General features: G+C 73.4%; 13 protein-coding genes. 5 read left to right on the forward strand and 8 right to left on the reverse strand.

Annotation, left to right across the window (positions count from 1 at the left end):
* Positions 1-2: 2 nt before the first annotated feature.
* Together OG295_RS32260 and OG295_RS32265 are read right to left on the reverse strand one after the other, a co-directional pair.
* The gene (locus tag OG295_RS32260) at positions 3-533 is read right to left on the reverse strand and encodes a toxin-antitoxin system, toxin component (RefSeq protein WP_371681372.1); all 531 of its coding nucleotides are present in this window, start codon (positions 531-533) and stop codon (positions 3-5) included.
* Positions 534-547: 14 nt separating this feature from the next.
* Positions 548-1147 (reverse strand): hypothetical protein, encoded by a 600-nt coding sequence (locus tag OG295_RS32265; protein WP_371680151.1) that lies wholly within the window; start codon positions 1145-1147, stop codon positions 548-550.
* Positions 1148-1569: 422 nt separating this feature from the next.
* Here OG295_RS32265 and OG295_RS32270 point away from each other — a divergent pair, with 422 nt between their 5' ends.
* The gene (locus OG295_RS32270) at positions 1570-2070 is read left to right on the forward strand and encodes a hypothetical protein (RefSeq protein WP_266836831.1); all 501 of its coding nucleotides are present in this window, start codon (positions 1570-1572) and stop codon (positions 2068-2070) included.
* A 71-nt stretch (positions 2071-2141) separates the two neighbouring features.
* On the opposite strand, the gene kstD is transcribed toward OG295_RS32270, so the two are convergent.
* The 3 genes from kstD to OG295_RS32285 all read right to left on the reverse strand — a co-directional run bounded on the left by kstD (position 2142) and on the right by OG295_RS32285 (position 5946).
* On the reverse strand, positions 2142-3935 hold the full coding sequence (gene kstD, locus OG295_RS32275) for a 3-oxosteroid 1-dehydrogenase (RefSeq protein WP_371680152.1): 1794 nt from the start codon (positions 3933-3935) through the stop codon (positions 2142-2144).
* An 86-nt stretch (positions 3936-4021) separates the two neighbouring features.
* The gene (locus tag OG295_RS32280) at positions 4022-4615 is read right to left on the reverse strand and encodes a hypothetical protein (RefSeq protein ID WP_371680153.1); all 594 of its coding nucleotides are present in this window, start codon (positions 4613-4615) and stop codon (positions 4022-4024) included.
* Between the two features lie 200 nt (positions 4616-4815).
* Positions 4816-5946 (reverse strand): aminoglycoside phosphotransferase family protein, encoded by a 1131-nt coding sequence (locus OG295_RS32285; RefSeq protein ID WP_371680154.1) that lies wholly within the window; start codon positions 5944-5946, stop codon positions 4816-4818.
* A 232-nt stretch (positions 5947-6178) separates the two neighbouring features.
* Between OG295_RS32285 and OG295_RS32290 the strand changes: the two genes are divergently transcribed.
* Positions 6179-7675, forward strand: coding sequence for a hypothetical protein (locus OG295_RS32290; RefSeq protein WP_371680155.1), 1497 nt, complete (start codon positions 6179-6181; stop codon positions 7673-7675).
* 154 nt (positions 7676-7829) lie between these two features.
* Here the strand turns inward: OG295_RS32290 and OG295_RS32295 are convergent, their stop codons facing one another.
* Complete coding sequence (locus tag OG295_RS32295) at positions 7830-9254, reverse strand: PP2C family protein-serine/threonine phosphatase (RefSeq protein ID WP_371680156.1); 1425 nt, start codon at positions 9252-9254, stop codon at positions 7830-7832.
* A gap of 550 nt (positions 9255-9804) precedes the next feature.
* On the opposite strand from OG295_RS32295, the gene OG295_RS32300 reads away from it, so the two are divergent.
* Both OG295_RS32300 and OG295_RS32305 read left to right on the forward strand, forming a co-directional pair.
* Positions 9805-12078, forward strand: a complete 2274-nt coding sequence (locus tag OG295_RS32300; protein ID WP_371680157.1) for a molybdopterin cofactor-binding domain-containing protein — start codon at positions 9805-9807, stop codon at positions 12076-12078.
* A gap of 16 nt (positions 12079-12094) precedes the next feature.
* Positions 12095-12550, forward strand: coding sequence for a (2Fe-2S)-binding protein (locus OG295_RS32305; protein ID WP_030231481.1), 456 nt, complete (start codon positions 12095-12097; stop codon positions 12548-12550).
* A gap of 57 nt (positions 12551-12607) precedes the next feature.
* On the opposite strand, the gene OG295_RS32310 is transcribed toward OG295_RS32305, so the two are convergent.
* The gene (locus OG295_RS32310; RefSeq protein ID WP_371680158.1) at positions 12608-13021 is read right to left on the reverse strand and encodes an SHOCT domain-containing protein; all 414 of its coding nucleotides are present in this window, start codon (positions 13019-13021) and stop codon (positions 12608-12610) included.
* Positions 13022-13217: 196 nt separating this feature from the next.
* Between OG295_RS32310 and OG295_RS32315 the strand changes: the two genes are divergently transcribed.
* Positions 13218-15176 carry an APC family permease gene (locus tag OG295_RS32315; RefSeq protein ID WP_371680159.1) on the forward strand — a complete coding sequence of 653 codons (1959 nt, stop codon included), beginning with the start codon at positions 13218-13220 and terminating at the stop codon, positions 15174-15176.
* Here the strand turns inward: OG295_RS32315 and OG295_RS32320 are convergent.
* The gene (locus tag OG295_RS32320) at positions 15076-16344 is read right to left on the reverse strand and encodes a helix-turn-helix domain-containing protein (protein ID WP_371680160.1); all 1269 of its coding nucleotides are present in this window, start codon (positions 16342-16344) and stop codon (positions 15076-15078) included. The genes OG295_RS32315 and OG295_RS32320 overlap by 101 nt on opposite strands.
* Positions 16345-17033: the final 689 nt, after the last annotated feature.

Here is a 17033-nt window from a genome sequence, read left to right on the forward strand (position 1 = left end):
CGTCAACCGATCGGTCCGCGGTAGCCGAGCGCGTTGCCGATGCGCCCGGCGACGTCGTTCCTGCGCACCGCGCCGGGGGCGTCGCCGCCCACCAGCCAGGGCCGGCACCGGTCGCCGAGCATCAGGCCGAAGCTCTCCGCCTCGATCTCCTGGACGTCCTCGTAGTGGGAGCGCGCCGCGACGCTGGCGTACGTCAGGTCCGAGGCGTCCGGCAGGGAGCGGGCGGCGGCGGCCGCCCCGCGTCCGTGCTCGGTGCAGTGCCCGGCCTTCATGTGCCACAGCTCGTGTCCGAGGATGACCAGCTGGTGGTCGGGGGTCGTGTACTTCTCCACCACGACGATGTCGTACTCCTCCATGTTCAGCCACAGTCCCGAGGTGGTCAGTTCGGTGGGGAAGCGCTCGAAGCGCAGCACGATCGGGCGGCCGCCCCGGCTGCGGCTCATGGCGTCGCAGAGGGCGCGGAAGAGCGTCTGGGGCTCGACCGGCGCCTCCAGGTCGAGCGACGAGGTGAGCGCGGTGCAGAGCTTGCGCATGGAGCGAGAGACGTTCACCGGACCTCCTCGGCGGACAGCATCGAGGTGATCATGCCAAGGAGCAGTGTCTCCTGTGTACGGCTGAGTGTTCTGCCCCGGGTGGATATGGAGACCAGACCGTAGTGGTCCGTGAGTTCGGCCAGCAGATCGCCCGGTCCGTTGTCGAGGGACCGCACCGCGGGCTGGAGGGCCCTGTCCAGGGCCTGGGCCGGGGTGTCCGTCAGGAAGGCGGGTTCGTGGCCGAAGAAGGCCGCGAACTCCTCGCAGTGCCGCTGTTGCGGCAGGGGCCCGCCCGACACCAGGCGGTCGACCCGCTCCGGGGGCGCGCCGATGGCCGCCGCGATGTCCGCGACGGAGTAGGGGCGGCCGTTGGTGTCCCGGGAGGTGGCGTACAGGAAGGCCGCGCGCCGGTGGACCGTTTCCCCGGCCTCCTCGGGCGTGGGATCCGCGAATTCCTCGCCCCGCAGCAGCGCGGCCGTCACCTCGGCGGGTACGCCGGTGCGTGCCGCGAGGGCCTCCGCGTCCAGGATCTCGTCGAGGTCCAGTTGCCTCTCCTTGGCGAGCGCCCGTATGCGGGCGAGCGTCGTGGCGAGGGACAGGACAGACTCCGCCATCTGTCTGTGCTCCCATACGTCCGAAGGGCAGATCCGTCTGCACTCGTGGAGGGACGCCCCGTCCCCCCGGTCACAAGATCCTCAGCGCCGGACTGGTCGTCGTCGTGTCGTCGCACGGAGGACGGCCGGACCGGTGGTGGGGATGGACAGCAAGATACAGCCAGTGAGCGGGACTGTGGCGGGAAAGGGAGCGTGCTTCGCGGTCCGACGCGGCGACCCGCCTCCCGTCCGTCCGGACGGTAAGGAGTACAGCGGTCGGACGGTCCATACGCGCAGGTCCGGGATCTCCGGGCGGGCGGGGGCGGCGGCCGGGAGGCCCGTCGCGGAACCGCCGCAGGCCCGCCGTGTGCCCTTCGTGGAGCCTTCGCCCGGACGAGGGCCCCCGGGGCCGGAAAAGCGCCGCGGCCACGTACCATGGCGGCATGTCCTTCCTCCGCCGCCACCGTGCCGCCACTCCCGCCGGCCCGGACTTCGACGTCCTGGCCATGGACCCGGGGGACTGGCCGGGCAACCTCGGGGCCGGGCTGCTGCCCGCTCCCGACGGCAGCTGCCAGGGCGTCTTCCTGCGCTACGACCTGTTCGGCGGCCGCGGCCCCGCGATGATCATCGGCAACCTCCCCGAGGGATCCCCGGCCCGGGACCTCGCCGAGGGCCAGGTCCCCTTCGAGGTGGCCCAGCTCCTCGCCGCTCTGGAGAACGACGAGGAAGTCGAGGTCACCGGCTCCGAGGACTGCCCCGTCATGCAGGGTGACAACCTCCTCATCGTCCGGAAGGTCAAGCTCTCCGAGAGCCGGATCTCCTGCGTCCAGTTCGACCGCAGCGACAACGTCCTCGTGACCATCGCCAGCTGGGACCGCCCCATCACCGACGACCTCTACGCGCTGCTCAAGCCGCTGCCCGCGGAGCTCTTCCAGCAGGGCTGAACGGTCCCCTCCGTGACGGGGCGGGCCCTCCCGGGCCGGCCCCGCCGGTGCCTGCGGCTCCGCCGCTCCGGTCAGGCGTCCGCGATGTCGTTCGCCGCCACGTAGCCGAAGGTCATCGCCGGCCCGATCGTCGATCCGGCCCCCGCGTAGCTGTGGCCCATCACCGCCGCGCTCGCGTTGCCCGCCGCCCACAGGCCCCGGATCACGGAGCCGTCCGGCCGCAGGGCGCGGGCGCGGGCGTCCGTGACGATCCCGCCCTTCGTGCCCAGGTCCCCCGGCACGATCTTGAAGGCGTAGAACGGCGGTACCCAGACCGGGGCCAGACACGAGTTCGGCTGCACGGCCGGATCCGTGTAGTAGTGGTCGTACGCCGTGTCGCCCCGGTGCTGGTCGGGGTCGGTGCCGTTCCACGCCTGGGCGTTGAAGCGGTTCAGCGTCGCCCGCAGCGCGGCCGCCGGCACCCCGATCTGGCCCGCCAGGGCGTCCCAGGTCCAGGCCTTCTTCGCCGCGCCCGCCTCGTACCAGGAGTCGGGGAAGGGGAGCGTCGGCAGGATGTCCTTGAACAGGTACCGGTTGCGGTAGTTCTGGTCCACGATCAGCCACGCCGGTATGTGGGAACCCGCCCCCGCCCGGTCCTTCTCGTACATCACGTGCACCACGTCACTGTACGGAGCGGCCTCGTTCACGAAGCGCGCCCCCGCCCGGTTCACGATCAGACCGCCCGGCAGGGTCCGCTCCGCCAGGCAGAAGTAGGGCTCCCCGGGCAGCGGGATCGACGGCCCCCACCAGGCGTCCTCCATCAAGGCCAGCGCGGCGCCCGCCCGTTGCCCGGCCCGGATCCCGTCGCCCGTGTTCTCCTTCGCGCCCACCGACCACTCGGTGCCGATCGGCTGCTGCTGGTACTGCGCCCGCATCTGCGCGTTGTGCTCGAAGCCGCCGGAGCCGACGATCACCCCCTTGCGCGCCCGTACGACGCCCCGTACGCCCTCCTTCTCCACCACGACGCCGGTCACGGCACCGTCCGGCCCCTCCTGCACCAGGTCGACCAGCGGGCTGTTCAGCCACACCGGCACCCCCGCCCGCAGCAGTCCGGCCCGCAACCCGGCCGCCAGGGCCTGCCCCATGGTCAGCGGCTTCTCCCCGAGCAGCGCGGCCTTGGTGCCGCGCGCCAGGCACTCCGTGGACACCGCGAGCCCCTTCGCGCTGACCGCGGCGAGGTTCAGCCACTTGTAGTCCTGGCTGAAGACCACCATCCCGGCGGGCACCGGCATGTACGCCGGGTTGAGGTGCGCCAGCTCCGCCCCCAGGACGTTCCCGTCGATCTGGTCCGGCTCGACGGACCGGCCGCCCGGCAGCCCGCCCGGCAGGTTCGGGTAGTAGTCGCTGTAGCCGTCCATGAAGCGGAACCTCAGCGGGCTGTTCGCCATCACGAAGTCCAGCATCCGGGGCCCGTTCGCCAGGAACGCCGCCTGGCGGTCGGCCGGTACGTCGGGGCCGACGACGGCCGAGAGGTACGTCGCCGCCTTCTGAGGGGTGTCCGGGACCCCGGCGCCCAGGATCACCGAGTTGTTGGGCAGCCAGATCCCGGCACCGGACCGGGCGGCCGACCCGCCGAAGGTGGGGGCCTTCTCCACCACCAGGACGCTCAGCCCGCGCCGGGCGGCGGTGAGCGCGGCGGTCATCCCGGAGGCCCCGGACCCGACCACGACGACGTCGTACTCGCCGAGCGGCGGCCCGTCGGCCGCCCGCGCGACGGCGGACGGGAGCACGGTGGCGGCGAGCACCCCGGCGCCGGTCCCGGCCAGGACGGTACGCCTGGAGGGGAGGGCGGCGGCGGGGGAGGTGCGTGAAGCGCTTGCGGACATGGGCGGGCTCCGGCGGGAGGGAGGGGAAGGGTGGCTCCAGCATGTCTGATGCTGAGTCAGAAACCTGTTCGGGGGATCATGGGATGTCAAGGCATCCGGCGCCGCCGCGTCCAGTACCCGACCGTGGCGACGCCGAGCAGCGGGCCCCACAGCACCAGCGGCGCGTAGCAGGCGTAGAACCACACGGCGGCGAAACCCCCCGCCCGGCCGGGGAAGTCGTCGGGCAGCGGCTCGCCCGTGACGGTGGTCCCGGCCACCTGGCTCCACGCGACGAAGCCCCACAGGACGGTCAGCGCGAGGGCGCCGAGGGCGGCGGGGATCCCGGCGGCCGCCACCGGTATCCGCCGCCCGCCCAGGACCGGCAGCCGGCGCGGGACCCGCTCGCCCCACGCGGCGACCAGCCCGACCGCGGTGAAGGCCAGCAGCTCGGTGAAGACCGTCAGGGCGACCAGGTACACCCGCATCGGGATCCACCCGGGCAGGTTGTCCCGGGCCCCCTCGGGATCGTCGGCGAAGAGCAGGCCGAGCCGCCAGATCCCGGACGGCAGCACGGTGAACGGGACCGCGTACGCGGCGGCCCGGGCCCACCGCGCGACCCCGGGCACCGGGGCGTGTGCGGTCCTCCAGGCGGCGCGCAGGCGCCCGCCCGACGGCGGGGCGTCGATCATCTGTACGGGCACGGTGTCCTCCGGGGTGGCCGGCGTCCGGCGTCTTCAGGGGTGCCCTCCGAAGATCGCAGCCGCCCCCGGGCCCGTGGATCCCCCGCCGGAGCGATCCGCCTCGCCCGCGCGGGGGAAGGCGGATCCGCCGCGCGGCGTACGCACACGAGCGAAGTCCCGTGGCGGTGGGAGCCACGGGACTTCGCGTCATGGGGGCGGGATCAGCGCGTGCCGACCGCGGCCCTGACCGCTCTGCGCGCCATCCCGGCGTCGTCGTGCAGGCGGCGCAGCAGCAGGCGCTGCTCCTCCCCGGAGGACAGGGCCCCCGCGGGCAGCGGCTGCGTCGGTGCGGCGGCCGTCATCGACCGCTGCACCGCCGTCTCGGTCATCCGGATCTCCCGGGTCAGCACCAGCATCAGGTTGACCAGGAAGGCGTCCCGGAAGGCGGGACCGGCCGACTGGGCGAGCCGGCTGATCTGGCCGCGCGCCGCCGGGGCGTCGCCCAGCACCGCCCACAGCGTGGCCAGGTCGTAGCCGGGCAGGTACCAGCCCGCGTGCTCCCAGTCCAGGAGCACCGGACCCGCCGGGGAGAGCAGCAGGTTCGACAGCAGCGCGTCACCGTGGTTGAACTGCCAGGGGATCCCCGCCGGCCGCAGGCCGTGCAGCAGCTTCTGCAGGTCGCCGAAGTCCCGGTCGGGCAGCAGCCCGAGCTGGTGGTCCCGGCTGATCCGCCGCGCGTAGTCCACCGGGTGTCCGAACAGGTCGGTCGGCGGCCGCCACTGGTTCACCCGGCACACCGCTCCGAGGGCGGCCCGCAGGTCCGTCCGGGGCGGGGCCTCCACCGGGTGCCGCTGGAGCGCCGCGACCCGGCCCGCCATGCGCTCCACGATCAGTACGCAGTTCTCCGGATCGGCGGCGATCAGCCGGGGCACGCGTACCGGCGGACGGTGCCGGACGAAGGTCCGGTACGCAGCTATTTCGTGCCGGTACCGCTCGCGCCACTCGGGCGAATGGTCCAGTAAGACCTTCGCGACGGCGGTCATCCGCCCGGTCGTTCCCACCAGCAGGACCGACCGGCCGCTCCGCCGCAGGACCTGTACCGGAGCGAACTCCGGACAGATCCGCTGCACCGAGGCGAGCGCGGTGCGCAACTGTGCTCCCTGCGGCCCCGACAGGTCGATTCTTCCGCTGAGCGGCTGCGATCCGGTACCCGGCATCCGCCGCGCCCGTACGGCGCCGGCGCCCTGCGCCGGGGCCGGCGCGCGGCCGGGTTCGAGGTACGGGCCGCCCCCCGCCTGGAGGGTGCGGTGCGGACGGACCGGGGCGGACACGGAGGACGTTGCTGCGTACATGGCGTTTACGGTTCCCTTCGTGCGCCGACGAGTTGCGTACGCCGCCCCGCCGGATCCCGTACTTCACCCTGGGGAGTTCCGCCGGTGAACCGGGTCGGGGAGGCGCATTCCTACCTGACACCCGGCGGTCCCTGGCGAACCACTGGGCGTGCCCTGGCGAACCCTGGCGAATAGTCCACGGGGATCTGACAGGGGGTTACTGTCAACTCAGCCGAGAACCTGGGGGCTTGACGTGAGCAAGGGTCCAAACACCCGTCTGAACGACCTGTTCGGCCTGGCCGGCTGGTCCAAGGGCGAACTGGCGAGGATGGTCAACCGGCAGGCGGCGGCCATGGGTCACCACCAACTGGCCACCGACACCTCGCGGGTGCGGCGCTGGATCGACATGGGGGAGACCCCGCGCGAACCGGTGCCCACGGTACTGGCAGCACTGTTCACCGAGCGGCTCGGTCGTGTCGTGACCATCGAGGACCTCGGGTTCGTACGGCAGAGGCGCACCACCAAACGGCAGCCGGACGGGGCGAAGGACAACCCCGACGGAGTGCCCTGGGCGCCCGAACGCACAGCCGCGGTCCTCACCGAATTCACGGGAATGGACCTCATGCTCAACCGTCGCGGCCTGATGGGCGCGGGAGCCGCGCTCACCGCCGGCTCAGCCCTCAGCAACGCCATGTACGACTGGCTCCACTCCGACCCCGCCGCGGCCAAGAACGCGCAGCGCTTCGGCGACGCGCACCAGGCCGACCCGGCGGGCTACGACCGCTACGAGGCCGCCCCCATCGGCTCCCAGGAGATCGAGGCCCTGGAGCGCTCCGTGGAGGTCTTCCGCGCCTGGGACGCCTCCCGGGGCGGCGGCCTGCAGCGCAAGGCCGTCGTGGGCCAGCTGAACGAGGTGGGCGGCATGCTCGCCTACCACCACCCCGACCACCTCCAGCGCAGGCTGTGGGGGGTGGCGGCCAACCTCGCGGTGCTGGCGGGCTGGATGTCGCACGACGTCGGCCTCGAACCCACCGCGCAGAAGTACTTCGTCATCGCCGCGCACGCGGCCCGCGAGGGCGGCGACCGCCCGCGCGCCGGAGAGGCGCTCTCGCGGGCGGCCCGGCAGATGGTCCACCTCGGCAAGCCGAACGAGGCCCTGGACCTGATGAAGCTGGCCCAGTCGGGCTCCGGCGAGCAGACCCTCCCGCGCACCCGCGCCATGCTGCACACCATCGAGGCCTGGGCACAGGCCGCCATGGGCAAGGGCCAGGCCATGCGCCGCACCCTGGGCGAGGCCGAGGAACTCTTCGTGTCCGACAAGGGCGACGTACCGCCGCCCTCGTGGATGCAGCACTTCGACGAGGCGGACCTGCACGGGATGCAGGCCCTGGCGTACCGGACGCTCGCCGACCACGACGCCACGGCGGCGCCGGTGGCGGCGCGCCACGCGCGGGAGGCACTGCGGCTGCGCGGCGACGGCTACCAGCGCTCCCAGACCTTCGACTACATCTCCATGGCCTCGGCCTGCTTCATCGCCGACGAACCGGAACAGGCCGACCGCTACGCCCGGCTGGCCCTGGTCTCCATGAGCGAGACCAGCTCGCACCGCACCTGGGACCGGCTGCGCGAGATGTACCGGCTGACCGGCCAGTACGCCGGCTACGCCCGTATCGAGGACCTGCGCGAGGAGATCAAGCTGGCCCTGCCGGACGCACCCGCGCCGAGGGTCGCCCGTGGGACGGAGGCGTAGAGGGGGAGGGGTGCCACGGAACGCATGCGGAAGGGAACGGACGCGGAACCGGAGGGGAACGACGAAGGGCCGCGCCCCGGGCGCGGCCACCAACCTGCGGTCGTCGCCGGGCTGCGGTCCGCCGGCCGACGCCCGCGGACCGGTACGCGGTGCCCTAGCCGCCGATCCGGGCGACCAGTACGCAGGCGTCGTCCTCCCGCTCGCCCTCGCCGAACTCCTCCGTCACCAGCCGTACGCAGTCCCGCGCCGAACGCGCCGCCGGGATCCGCGGCGCGAGCGCCAGGAGGCGTTCCGCGCAGTCCGACCGGCCGAACTCGATGCCGCGCGGCGCCAGTCCGTCCGTGTGCAGGACGAGCACGTCGCCCGGTTCGAGCAGCTCCTCGGCCTGCCCGTACGCGGCCCCCGCGGTCGCGCCCAGCAGCACGCCCTCCGGCGGCCGCAGCGCCCGGCCCCGGCCGCACCGGAACAGCAGCGGCGCGGGGTGACCGGCCTGGGCCCAGGTGAGCAACCGGCGGGCGGGGTCGTAGCTGCAGCAGACGGCCGAGCCCAGGGCGGGCTGTACGGAGGCCTCCAGCAGTCGGTTGAGCCAGCCCATCAGCGGGCCGGGCTCGATCCCGGCGATGGCCATCCCGCGCAGGGCGCCGAGCATCATGGCCATGCCGGACGTGGCGCTCACCCCGTGCCCGGTCAGGTCGCCGACCGTCAGCAGGGAGCGGCCGTCCGGCAGTTCGAGGGCGTCGTACCAGTCGCCGCCGATCAGCGAGCCGGTCGTGGAGGGCAGGTACCGCGCGGCCACGTCCACGGCGGCGGCGCTGTCGTGCGGGAACCGCAGGGAGCCGCGCCACGGGGGGAGCACGGCTTCCTGCAGTTCGACCGCCAGCCGGTGCTCGGTCCGCGCGATCTCCTGCCGGCGCTGGAGCGAGTCCTGTGACTCGCGTACCGCGCGCTGGCTCCGGCGCAGTTCACTCACGTCGCGGAGCACGGCCCACATCGTGGCCGTGCAGCCGTCGGAGTCGAGTACCGGCTCGCCCCTCATGTGCAGCGTCCGGACGCGGCCGTCGGCCCGGACGATGCGGAACTCGCCGTCGATCGGCTTCCCGTCGACCAGGCAGTCCGTGACCATCGCGGTCAGCAGGGGCTGGTCCTCGGAGAAGAGGGTGGAGCCCAGCTCGTCGAGGGGCAGCGGACCGGCCTCGGGAGAGCGGCCGAAGATCTGGAAGAGCTCCTCGGACCAGGTGACCTCGTCCGTCAGCAGGTTCCACTCGGCGCTGCCGATGCGGGTGTGCCGGTCCTCGGTGGTGGTCCCGGGCGCCACCGGGGGGAGTCCGGAGGGCTCCGGGGCGGGCGGCAGCCCTTCCCTGAGCCGGCCGAGGTGCTCGCCGAGGTCGTCGAGCTGGTGCACGGCCAGGTCGCAGAGCGCGCGCTGCCAGCGGCCCTGCGGGTCGTCCTCGTCCACGACGGTGTCGCGGCGCACCGCGTCCACGTCGCCCCGCAGCCGCCGGGTCCGGGAGATCAGGGCGTCCACCGGTCCCGGCTCGGGCGGCTGCGCGGGGCGGTCCGCGTACAGATGGGACGGCATGGGCACTCCGATGCAGGCGCGGCGATGAGAACGCGGCACGGCCAGGTCCTGAAGCAGGACCGGCTACGACTGTGGCACAGCCCGCGACGGGCTGTAAGGCGTTTGGCAACATCCGTACAGGCCTTGCTCCCGGCATATGCCGCAGGCCTTCCGGTCTCCCGGCGCGCGTACGAACGAATCCGGTCACCCGCTGCGGGCCCGGCCGGCCGGGAGGAGCTGGTCCGTCCCTCCGCCCGCCCGGCGCGGGGCCGCGCCGGGACGGCCGGAAAAGGGCGCTCCGCGCGCCATTCATCGAGCGTACGGGCGAAGTGTTCGCACCAGCGGGGCCCCTCGGGCGAGCCCGTGATCACTCCCTCCGGGGGATCCCCCGGAAGGGGGATCCGAGTCCCGTGAGGGCCGAACCCGGCGGGCTCGGCGCGCGGTCCGTGGCCACTGGGGTCACTCCGTCCCCGCGCTTCCCACCCCGTCCGGTGATCGCTACTCTACGTGTCGGTAATCAGCCGGTGGCGGTCCGAGCGGCGGGCCGGGGGCAGGGCGGGGACACGACCAGATGACCGAACAGACCAGGGTGACCGGATCCGCGTCCGCGTCCGCCGCCGACGGACCGGCGGCCGGCTCCGGGAGCAGCCGGCGGTCCTTCCTGACCTACCTCGTCGGGGCGCCGACCCTGGCACTGGTCACCCGGGCCGGGGCCGACGTGCTCGCCCCGCAGCCCGCGCACGCCGTGGTCCCGACCCTGCCCGCCATCGCCGACCTGGTCGACCTCGGTGACCTGTTCATCCTGGCCGGCGCCCCGACCTCCGCCCTGCTGGCGCTCGCGGTGGAGGCGGACGGCACGATCCGATTCCGGCTGCCGCGCGAGGAGGTCGGCCAGGGCCTGACCACCGCCGTGGCCATGCTGGTCGCCGAGGAACTCGACGCGCCCCTGGGCTCGGTCCGGGTGGAGCTCGACGACGCACGCCCCGAGCTGCTGTTCAACCAGCTCACCGGCTCCTCGAACTCGATCCGGTCCCTGTACGGCCCGGTCCGCCAGTGCGCCGCCACCGCCCGCGCCCGCCTCGTCGCGGCGGCGGCCGTCCGCTGGAACCTCCCCGCCTCCCGCCTGACCACCGCGAACGGCGTCGTCCGGGCCCCCGACGGCCGCGCCGCCGACTACGGCGGCCTCTCCGCGGAGGCGGCGGCGCCGGGCCTGATCGTCCTCGGCGCCACCCCGAAACCCGCCGCGCGGCACGCCCTCGTCGGCACCCCCACCCGCCGCATCGACGCCCGGGCCATGGTCACCGGTGCCCAGAAGTACACCCTCGACCTCGACGTGCCCGGTGCCAAGCCCTGCGTGGTGCGCCGTCCGCCCACCCTCGGCGGCGCCGTGCGGAGCGTGTCCAACCTCGACGCCGTCCGGGCCATGCCCGGGGTCCTGCACGTGGTCACCGTCCCGACCGGGGTCGCCGTCGTCGCCGAGACCTTCGGACAGGCGCTGGACGCGAAGGCCGCCCTCCAGGTGCTCTGGGGCCCCGGCCCCGCCGACCGGCTCTCGGACGCGCAGATCCGTGCCAAGCTCCGGGCCGCCGTTCCTCCGCTGCTGGTGCCGCCGCTGCTCACCCCGTACGTGGACGCCGAGTTCGACTTCGCCTTCGTCAGCCACGCCCCGATGGAGACCAACTCCGCCGTCGCCGACGTGCGGGACGACCGTGCCGAGATCTGGTCCGGGCTCAAGTCCCCGATCGTGGCGCGCGAGACCATCGCCGCCGACCTCGGGCTGCCGCTGGACAAGGTGAAGGTGCACGTGGTCCAGGCCGGCGGCTCCTTCGGGCGGCGGCTGTTCTTCGACGCGGCCCTGGAGGCCGCCCGGATCTCCAAGGCCTGCCGCCGCCCGGTGAAGCTGATGTGGACCCGCGTCGACGACACCCGGCACGGCCGGATGCGCCCCGCGACCCACCACCGGATCCGCGCCACCCACCTGCTGGGCGAGGTGCTCAGCTTCGAGCACCGGGTCGCCGCCGCGGAGACCGACTTCCGGCACGGGCTCGGCGAGATCATCACCGCCACCGCGGCGAGCCTGCCGTCGGGCATCGGCAACGCCACCCTGGCGCAGACCCTGTTCCTGACCACGGTGAAGTCCCCGTACCACTTCGGGCTCACCACCCAGGCGCTGAGCGAGGTGCCCACCGGCGTCCCCACCGGGTCCTGGCGCTCGGTCTACTCGGCCAACACCCGGGGCGCCGAGGAGATCGTGGTCGACGAGCTGGCCGCCGCCACGGGCAAGGACCCGTACCGCTTCCGCCGCACCTTCCTGAAGACCGACGCCCAGCGCGCGGTGCTGGACAAGGTGGCCACCGAGGGGGAGTGGGGGCGCGCGCTGCCCGCCGGCTGCGCTCAGGGCATCGCCTTCCACGAGGAGTACAAGTCCCGCACCGCCTGCCTGGTGGAGATCGACACCCGGGATCCGGAGCACCTGCGCGTCACCCGGGCGGTGATCGCGGTGGACGTGGGTCTGCCCGTCAACCCGAGCGGCCTGGAGGCACAGATGATCGGCGGCCTCACCGACGCGATCTCCACCACGCTGCGGGCCGGGCTGCACCTGGACAAGGGGCTGCCGCTGGAGGGAAGTTACAGCCAGTTCCACTGGGCGAAGCAGCGCGACACCCCGCTGGACGTACGGGTCTTCGTGCTCCCGGCGACCGGGACCGACCCGGGCGGTGCCGGTGAGCTCGGGGTGCCGGCCGCCGTCGGCGCCATCGCCAACGCCTGGGCCCGCGCCACCGGTTCCAAGCCGCGCAGCTTCCCCCTCGACTTCGACGTCGACTTCACCCCCTACCCGCGCTGACCGACTGGAGCACGCCGTGCCCTCGCACACCTTCACCGTCAACGGGCGGAGCGTCACCGTCGACGCACCCGACGACCTGCCCCTCCTGTGGGTGCTCCGCGACATGCTGGGCGTCACCGGCCCCAAGTACGGCTGCGGGGTGGACGTCTGCAAGGCCTGCACCAGCCACCTCGACGGCACGGACGTCCGCCCCTGCGTGGTGCCCGTCTCCGCCTGCGCGGGCAAGCGGGTCACCACCATCGAGGGCCTGGCGGACGGGGACGTGCTGCACCCCGTGCAGGAGGCCTGGCTGGAGCAGGACGTGGCCCAGTGCGGCTTCTGCCAGCCGGGCCAGATCATGGCCGCGGTGGCGCTGCTCCGGCGGACGAGCGAGCCGACGGACGAGGACATCGACGCCATCGCCAACATCTGCCGCTGCGGCACCTACTTCCGCATCCGCGAGGCCATCCGCAGCGCCGCCGCCCGGATGTGAGGCCGTGGGCGGGGGCCGGATCCCGACGGATCCGGCCCCCGCCGCGCCGCATGGGGGTCAGGCGAGCAGCTTCTGCTTGGCCTGCTGGAACTCGGCCTCGGTCAGATCGCCCTTGGTCCTCAGCTCGGAGAGCCTGGCCAGCTCGTCCGCCGTGCTCTTGCCGGAGCCGCCCGCGGTCTCGCGGATGTAGCTGTTGAACGCCTCCTGCTGTTCCTGCGCGTGCGAGATCTCGCGCTTGCCCATGTTCTTGCCGCGGGCGATCACGTAGACCAGGACGCCCAGGAACGGGATCAGGATCAGGAACAGCAGCCAGAGGGCCTTCAGCCAGCCGTTCATCTCGTGGTCGCGGAAGAGGTCCACGATGATGCGGAAGAGCAGGACCAGCCACAGGACCCAGAGGAAGATCCACATCACCGTCCAGAACGCGCCCAGCACGGGGTAGTCGTAGGCCAGATAGACGGATGCCTCCATGGCCGTCCTCCTTCGTTCGGGCGGCCGTCCGTTCGCGTGGCGCGCGGGCGGCCGACGTGATCACCATCGCAGCAGCCCCCCAAGATCGCCACTGGGCCGGACGGAGGCCCGACGCGGGCCCGGCGGGGGCCCGACGGCGGCCGGACGGACGGGTCGCTTCCCCGTAAACCGGGCACCGATGGACGATCATGCCGGAATGAGGCGTATCAATCTGAAACGCGTGCTGGTCGGTCAGCCCCTCGACACCGCGCGCCTGGGTGAGACCCTGCTGCCCAAGCGGCTCGCGCTGCCGATCTTCTGCAGCGACCCCCTCTCCTCCGTGGCCTACGCCACCGAGGAGATCCTGCTGATCCTCGCCCTCGGCGGGGTCGCGCTGCTCCACCTCACGTGGTACGCGGCCGCCGCCATCGTCTTCCTGCTGGTGGTCGTCATCGCCTCCTACCGGCAGACCTGCCACGCCTACCCCGGCGGCGGAGGCGCGTACATCGTCAGCTCCGAGAACCTCGGGCCGACCGCCGCCCTCACCGCCGCCAGCGCCCTGCTCGTCGACTACGTGATGACCGTCGCCGTGTCCGTGGTCTCCGGGGTCGACGCCATCACCTCCGCGATCCCCTCCCTCAGCGACCACGAAGTCGCCCTGTCCGTCGCCTTCGTGGTGCTGCTGACCCTGATGAACCTGCGCGGCGTGCGGGAGTCGGGCCGCGTCTTCGCCATCCCCACGTACGGTTTCGTGCTGGTCGTCTACGTGATGTTCGCCGTCGCCGCCGTCCGCTTCGCGACCGGGGACAGCGTCCGGGCCGAGTCGGCCGACCTGCCGATCCACGCCGTCGGCACCTACACCGGCTTCGCCGTGGTCCTCCTGGCCATGCGCGCCTTCGCCTCCGGCTGCACCGCCCTCACCGGCGTCGAGGCCATCAGCAACGGCGTCCCCGCCTTCGAGAAGCCCAAGGCCAGGAACGCTGCCACCACCCTCGCCGCCATGGGCGTGCTGTCCGTGACGATGTTCTCCGGCATCACCGTCCTCGCCATGGCCTACCAGGTGCACGTCGCGGCCGACCCCACCGAACTCGGACTGCCGCCCGGCACCCCGATGTCCACCGCGCTCGCCCAGATCGGCCGCGCCACCTTCGGCGACTGGCACTTCCTCTTCTACCTTCTCCAGGCCGTCACCGCCGGCGTCCTGATCCTCGCCGCGAACACCGCCTTCAACGGCTTCCCGATGCTCGCCTCGATCCTGGCCAAGGACCGTTACGCCCCGCGCCAGCTCTACAACCGCGGCGACCGGCTCGTCTACTCCAACGGCGTCGTGCTGCTCGCCCTCGCGGCCATCGCCCTGATCGTCGCCTTCGACGCCGAACTGACCCGTCTCATCCAGCTGTACATCATCGGCGTCTTCGTCTCCTTCACCCTCTCCCAGGCGGGCATGGTCCGGCACTGGCGGCGCGCACTCGCCTCGGCGGCCACGCCCCGCGCCGACCGGGTCCACATCCACCGCCGGCTCGCCATCAACGCGGTCGGCGCGTGCATGACCGCCGTCGTCCTGGTCATCGTCCTCATCACCAAGTTCACGCACGGCGCCTGGCTGGTCGTCATCGCCATGCCCGCGCTCTTCATCGGCATGAAGGGCGTCCGCCGCCACTACGACGTCGTCGCCCGCCAGGTCACCGTCGCCCCCGGGATCAAACCCCGCAGACCCGCCCGCCACCACGTCATCGTCCTCGTCGCCTCCGTCCACGCCCCCACGCTCAAGGCCCTCGGCTACGCTCAGGGGCTGCGGCCCGACACCCTCACCGCCCTGTCCGTCGCCGCCGACGAGGAGGACGCGCAGCGGCTGCGCGAGGCCTGGGCCGCGCACGACCCGGGGATCGCCCTGAAGGTCCTGCACTCGCCCTACCGCGAAGTGGTCGCACCGGTGATGGCGTACGTGGAGGAACGGGCGGCCGCCGAGGGCACCGACGTCCTGTCGGTGGTCATCCCCGAATACGTCGTCGGCCACTGGTGGGAGCAGCCCCTGCACAACCAGAACGCGCTGCGGCTCAAGGCGCGGCTGCTGTTCACCCCCGGGGTCGCGGTGATCGACGTGCCGTACCTGCTGGAGTCGGCGCGCCACCCCCGGCCCCGGGAGGAGCGGGAGGCGGGGGCTCCGCGCGGGTAGCGGGCCGCTGGGCCACCGCCGCGTGCGCCAGGGCCAGTTCGACCACGTGGGCCGGGTCGGAGAGGGCGCGGCCGGTGAGCTGCTCCAGGCGCCGCAGCCGGTTGGAGACGGTGTTGCGGTGGCAGTAGAGGCGCTGGGCGGCGTACGTCGTCGAGCCCCGGCAGGCCAGCCAGGTGCCCAGGGTGTCCAGCAGCACCCGCGCGTCCTCCGGGGGCAGCGCCAGCACCGGACCCAGCACCACCTCGCGCAGCCGGCCGGCGAGTTCCGGGTCGCCCGCCACCAGGGCCGCGGGGAGCCGCTCGTCCAGCAGGACGGCTCCGGCTCCGGTATCGGCCGCCTCCGGGGCGGTGCGCAGGGCGAGGACCGCGAGCCGGCGGGCCCCGGCCAGCGCCGCCGGCGCCGCCACCACGGGGCTGACCCCGACGGGCACCCCGAGCGGCGCGAGGACGTCGCGCAGCGAGTCCAGCGGATGGTGGCCCAGGTCGACGAGGCCGGTCTCCCCGTCGGTGCGCACCCGCCACAGCACCCGGGGCCCGCCCGCGTCCGCGCCCGGCCCGGAGCCGGCGCGGGCTCCCGGGGCGCCGGCGCCGAGGACGACCACGGCGTAGCGGCCCCGGTCCGCGAGCCCCAGCCGACCGGCCGCCGCGGCCACACCGCCGGCGGTGCCACCGCCGTCGAGCAGGGTGTCCAGCAGGGCCGCCCGCAGCTCCCGTTCGCGCTCGCCGCGGTCGGCCTCGGTCCGCAGGTACGCCTCCGACGCTGCGTCCGTCATCTGGTCCAGTACGTCCCACAGCGCCACCGCACCCGGGAGCAGCCCCGCAAGCTCCGCCCGGTCGTGCGCGGCCACCGCCTCGGTCAGGCTCTGCCACAGCAGGCGTCCGCCGCGCCGGTAGGTCCGCCGCAAGGAGGCGAGCGGCACCCCCTGTTCGGCGCGCAGGGCGCCGGTGGCGCGGGCGTCGGCCAGCTCGGCCGGCAGCCCCCGGGCGCCGCGGACCAGGCCGTCGACGGCCTGGGTCAGGGTGAGGTGGATCCGCTCGCGCAGCTCGGCCCGCCCGAGCCGGGCGGCGTAGGCGGGATCCTCGGTCAGGGTCCGGTCGGCGAGCCGCTCCGCGGCGATCCCGATCCGGCGCTCCAGGTCCTCGCGTATCTCCTCGATGATCCGCTCCATGACGGGCAGGGTTGCACGGGCGGGGCCGCGGTGGGGAGGGCCCGGAGCGCGAAGGTCCGCCGGCGTGTGCTGAGCACTGCGCGTGCAGTGCTCAGGAAAAGGCCCGTCCGCACCCCGTCCGCACCCCCTCCACACCCCAGGGATCCGCGCATGCGACAGAACCCGCAACGCCGAGCCGCCCTGCTCGACGCCGCCGAACTCGCGGGCCCGCCGGACACGGAGGTACTGCTGCGCCGGCTCCTGGAACGGATGCGCCGCGAGCGCAGCATCCACATCGCCGTGCTGGACTCCGGGCGCGGCCGAGTCCTTCCGGCCGTTTCCACCGCATCGCCGATCTCCATGTCCCCTCCCCGCCGGGCCCGTCCGGGTCCGCGGCCACGGAAGGACGGAAGGCGCCCCGGGCCCGGGGGCGGGCGGGGCGGCCGTGTACCACTGGCTGCGCACACCGAGCCGCCAGGGGTACGTTGAGAGGGGAGGAAGGGTCCTTCCGGCCGGCCGGTGATCTGCCGCCGATGTCGTGATCCGATCCCGGAAACGACCCCCTGATCACACTCTTGATCAGAAACGAACACGATCCGGCCAAGCTGCCACGCGCGACCGCGCATGTTCCAGCGGAAAATGCCAGAACGCCTTTTCGCAGAGTGGAAGTTGAGTAAGTTCCCTTCTTGTCGCGCCGTAGGACCGTGCAT

Source organism: Streptomyces sp. NBC_01276 (assembly GCF_041435355.1).
Classification (GTDB): Bacteria; Actinomycetota; Actinomycetes; order Streptomycetales; family Streptomycetaceae; genus Streptomyces.

What these genes read in the sequence shown, in the direction of transcription:
- OG295_RS32260 (WP_371681372.1), bottom strand. Translation starts at nt 533, where the DNA reads ATGCGCAAGCTCTGCACCGCGCTCACCTCGTCGCTCGACCTGGAGGCG.
- OG295_RS32265 (WP_371680151.1), bottom strand. Translation starts at nt 1,147, where the DNA reads ATGGCGGAGTCTGTCCTGTCCCTCGCCACGACGCTCGCCCGCATACGG.
- OG295_RS32270 (WP_266836831.1), top strand. Translation starts at nt 1,570, where the DNA reads ATGTCCTTCCTCCGCCGCCACCGTGCCGCCACTCCCGCCGGCCCGGAC.
- kstD (WP_371680152.1), bottom strand. Translation starts at nt 3,935, where the DNA reads ATGTCCGCAAGCGCTTCACGCACCTCCCCCGCCGCCGCCCTCCCCTCC.
- OG295_RS32285 (WP_371680154.1), bottom strand. Translation starts at nt 5,946, where the DNA reads ATGTACGCAGCAACGTCCTCCGTGTCCGCCCCGGTCCGTCCGCACCGC.
- OG295_RS32295 (WP_371680156.1), bottom strand. Translation starts at nt 9,254, where the DNA reads ATGCCGTCCCATCTGTACGCGGACCGCCCCGCGCAGCCGCCCGAGCCG.
- OG295_RS32300 (WP_371680157.1), top strand. Translation starts at nt 9,805, where the DNA reads ATGACCGAACAGACCAGGGTGACCGGATCCGCGTCCGCGTCCGCCGCC.
- OG295_RS32310 (WP_371680158.1), bottom strand. Translation starts at nt 13,021, where the DNA reads ATGGAGGCATCCGTCTATCTGGCCTACGACTACCCCGTGCTGGGCGCG.
- OG295_RS32315 (WP_371680159.1), top strand. Translation starts at nt 13,218, where the DNA reads ATGAGGCGTATCAATCTGAAACGCGTGCTGGTCGGTCAGCCCCTCGAC.
- OG295_RS32320 (WP_371680160.1), bottom strand. Translation starts at nt 16,344, where the DNA reads ATGGAGCGGATCATCGAGGAGATACGCGAGGACCTGGAGCGCCGGATC.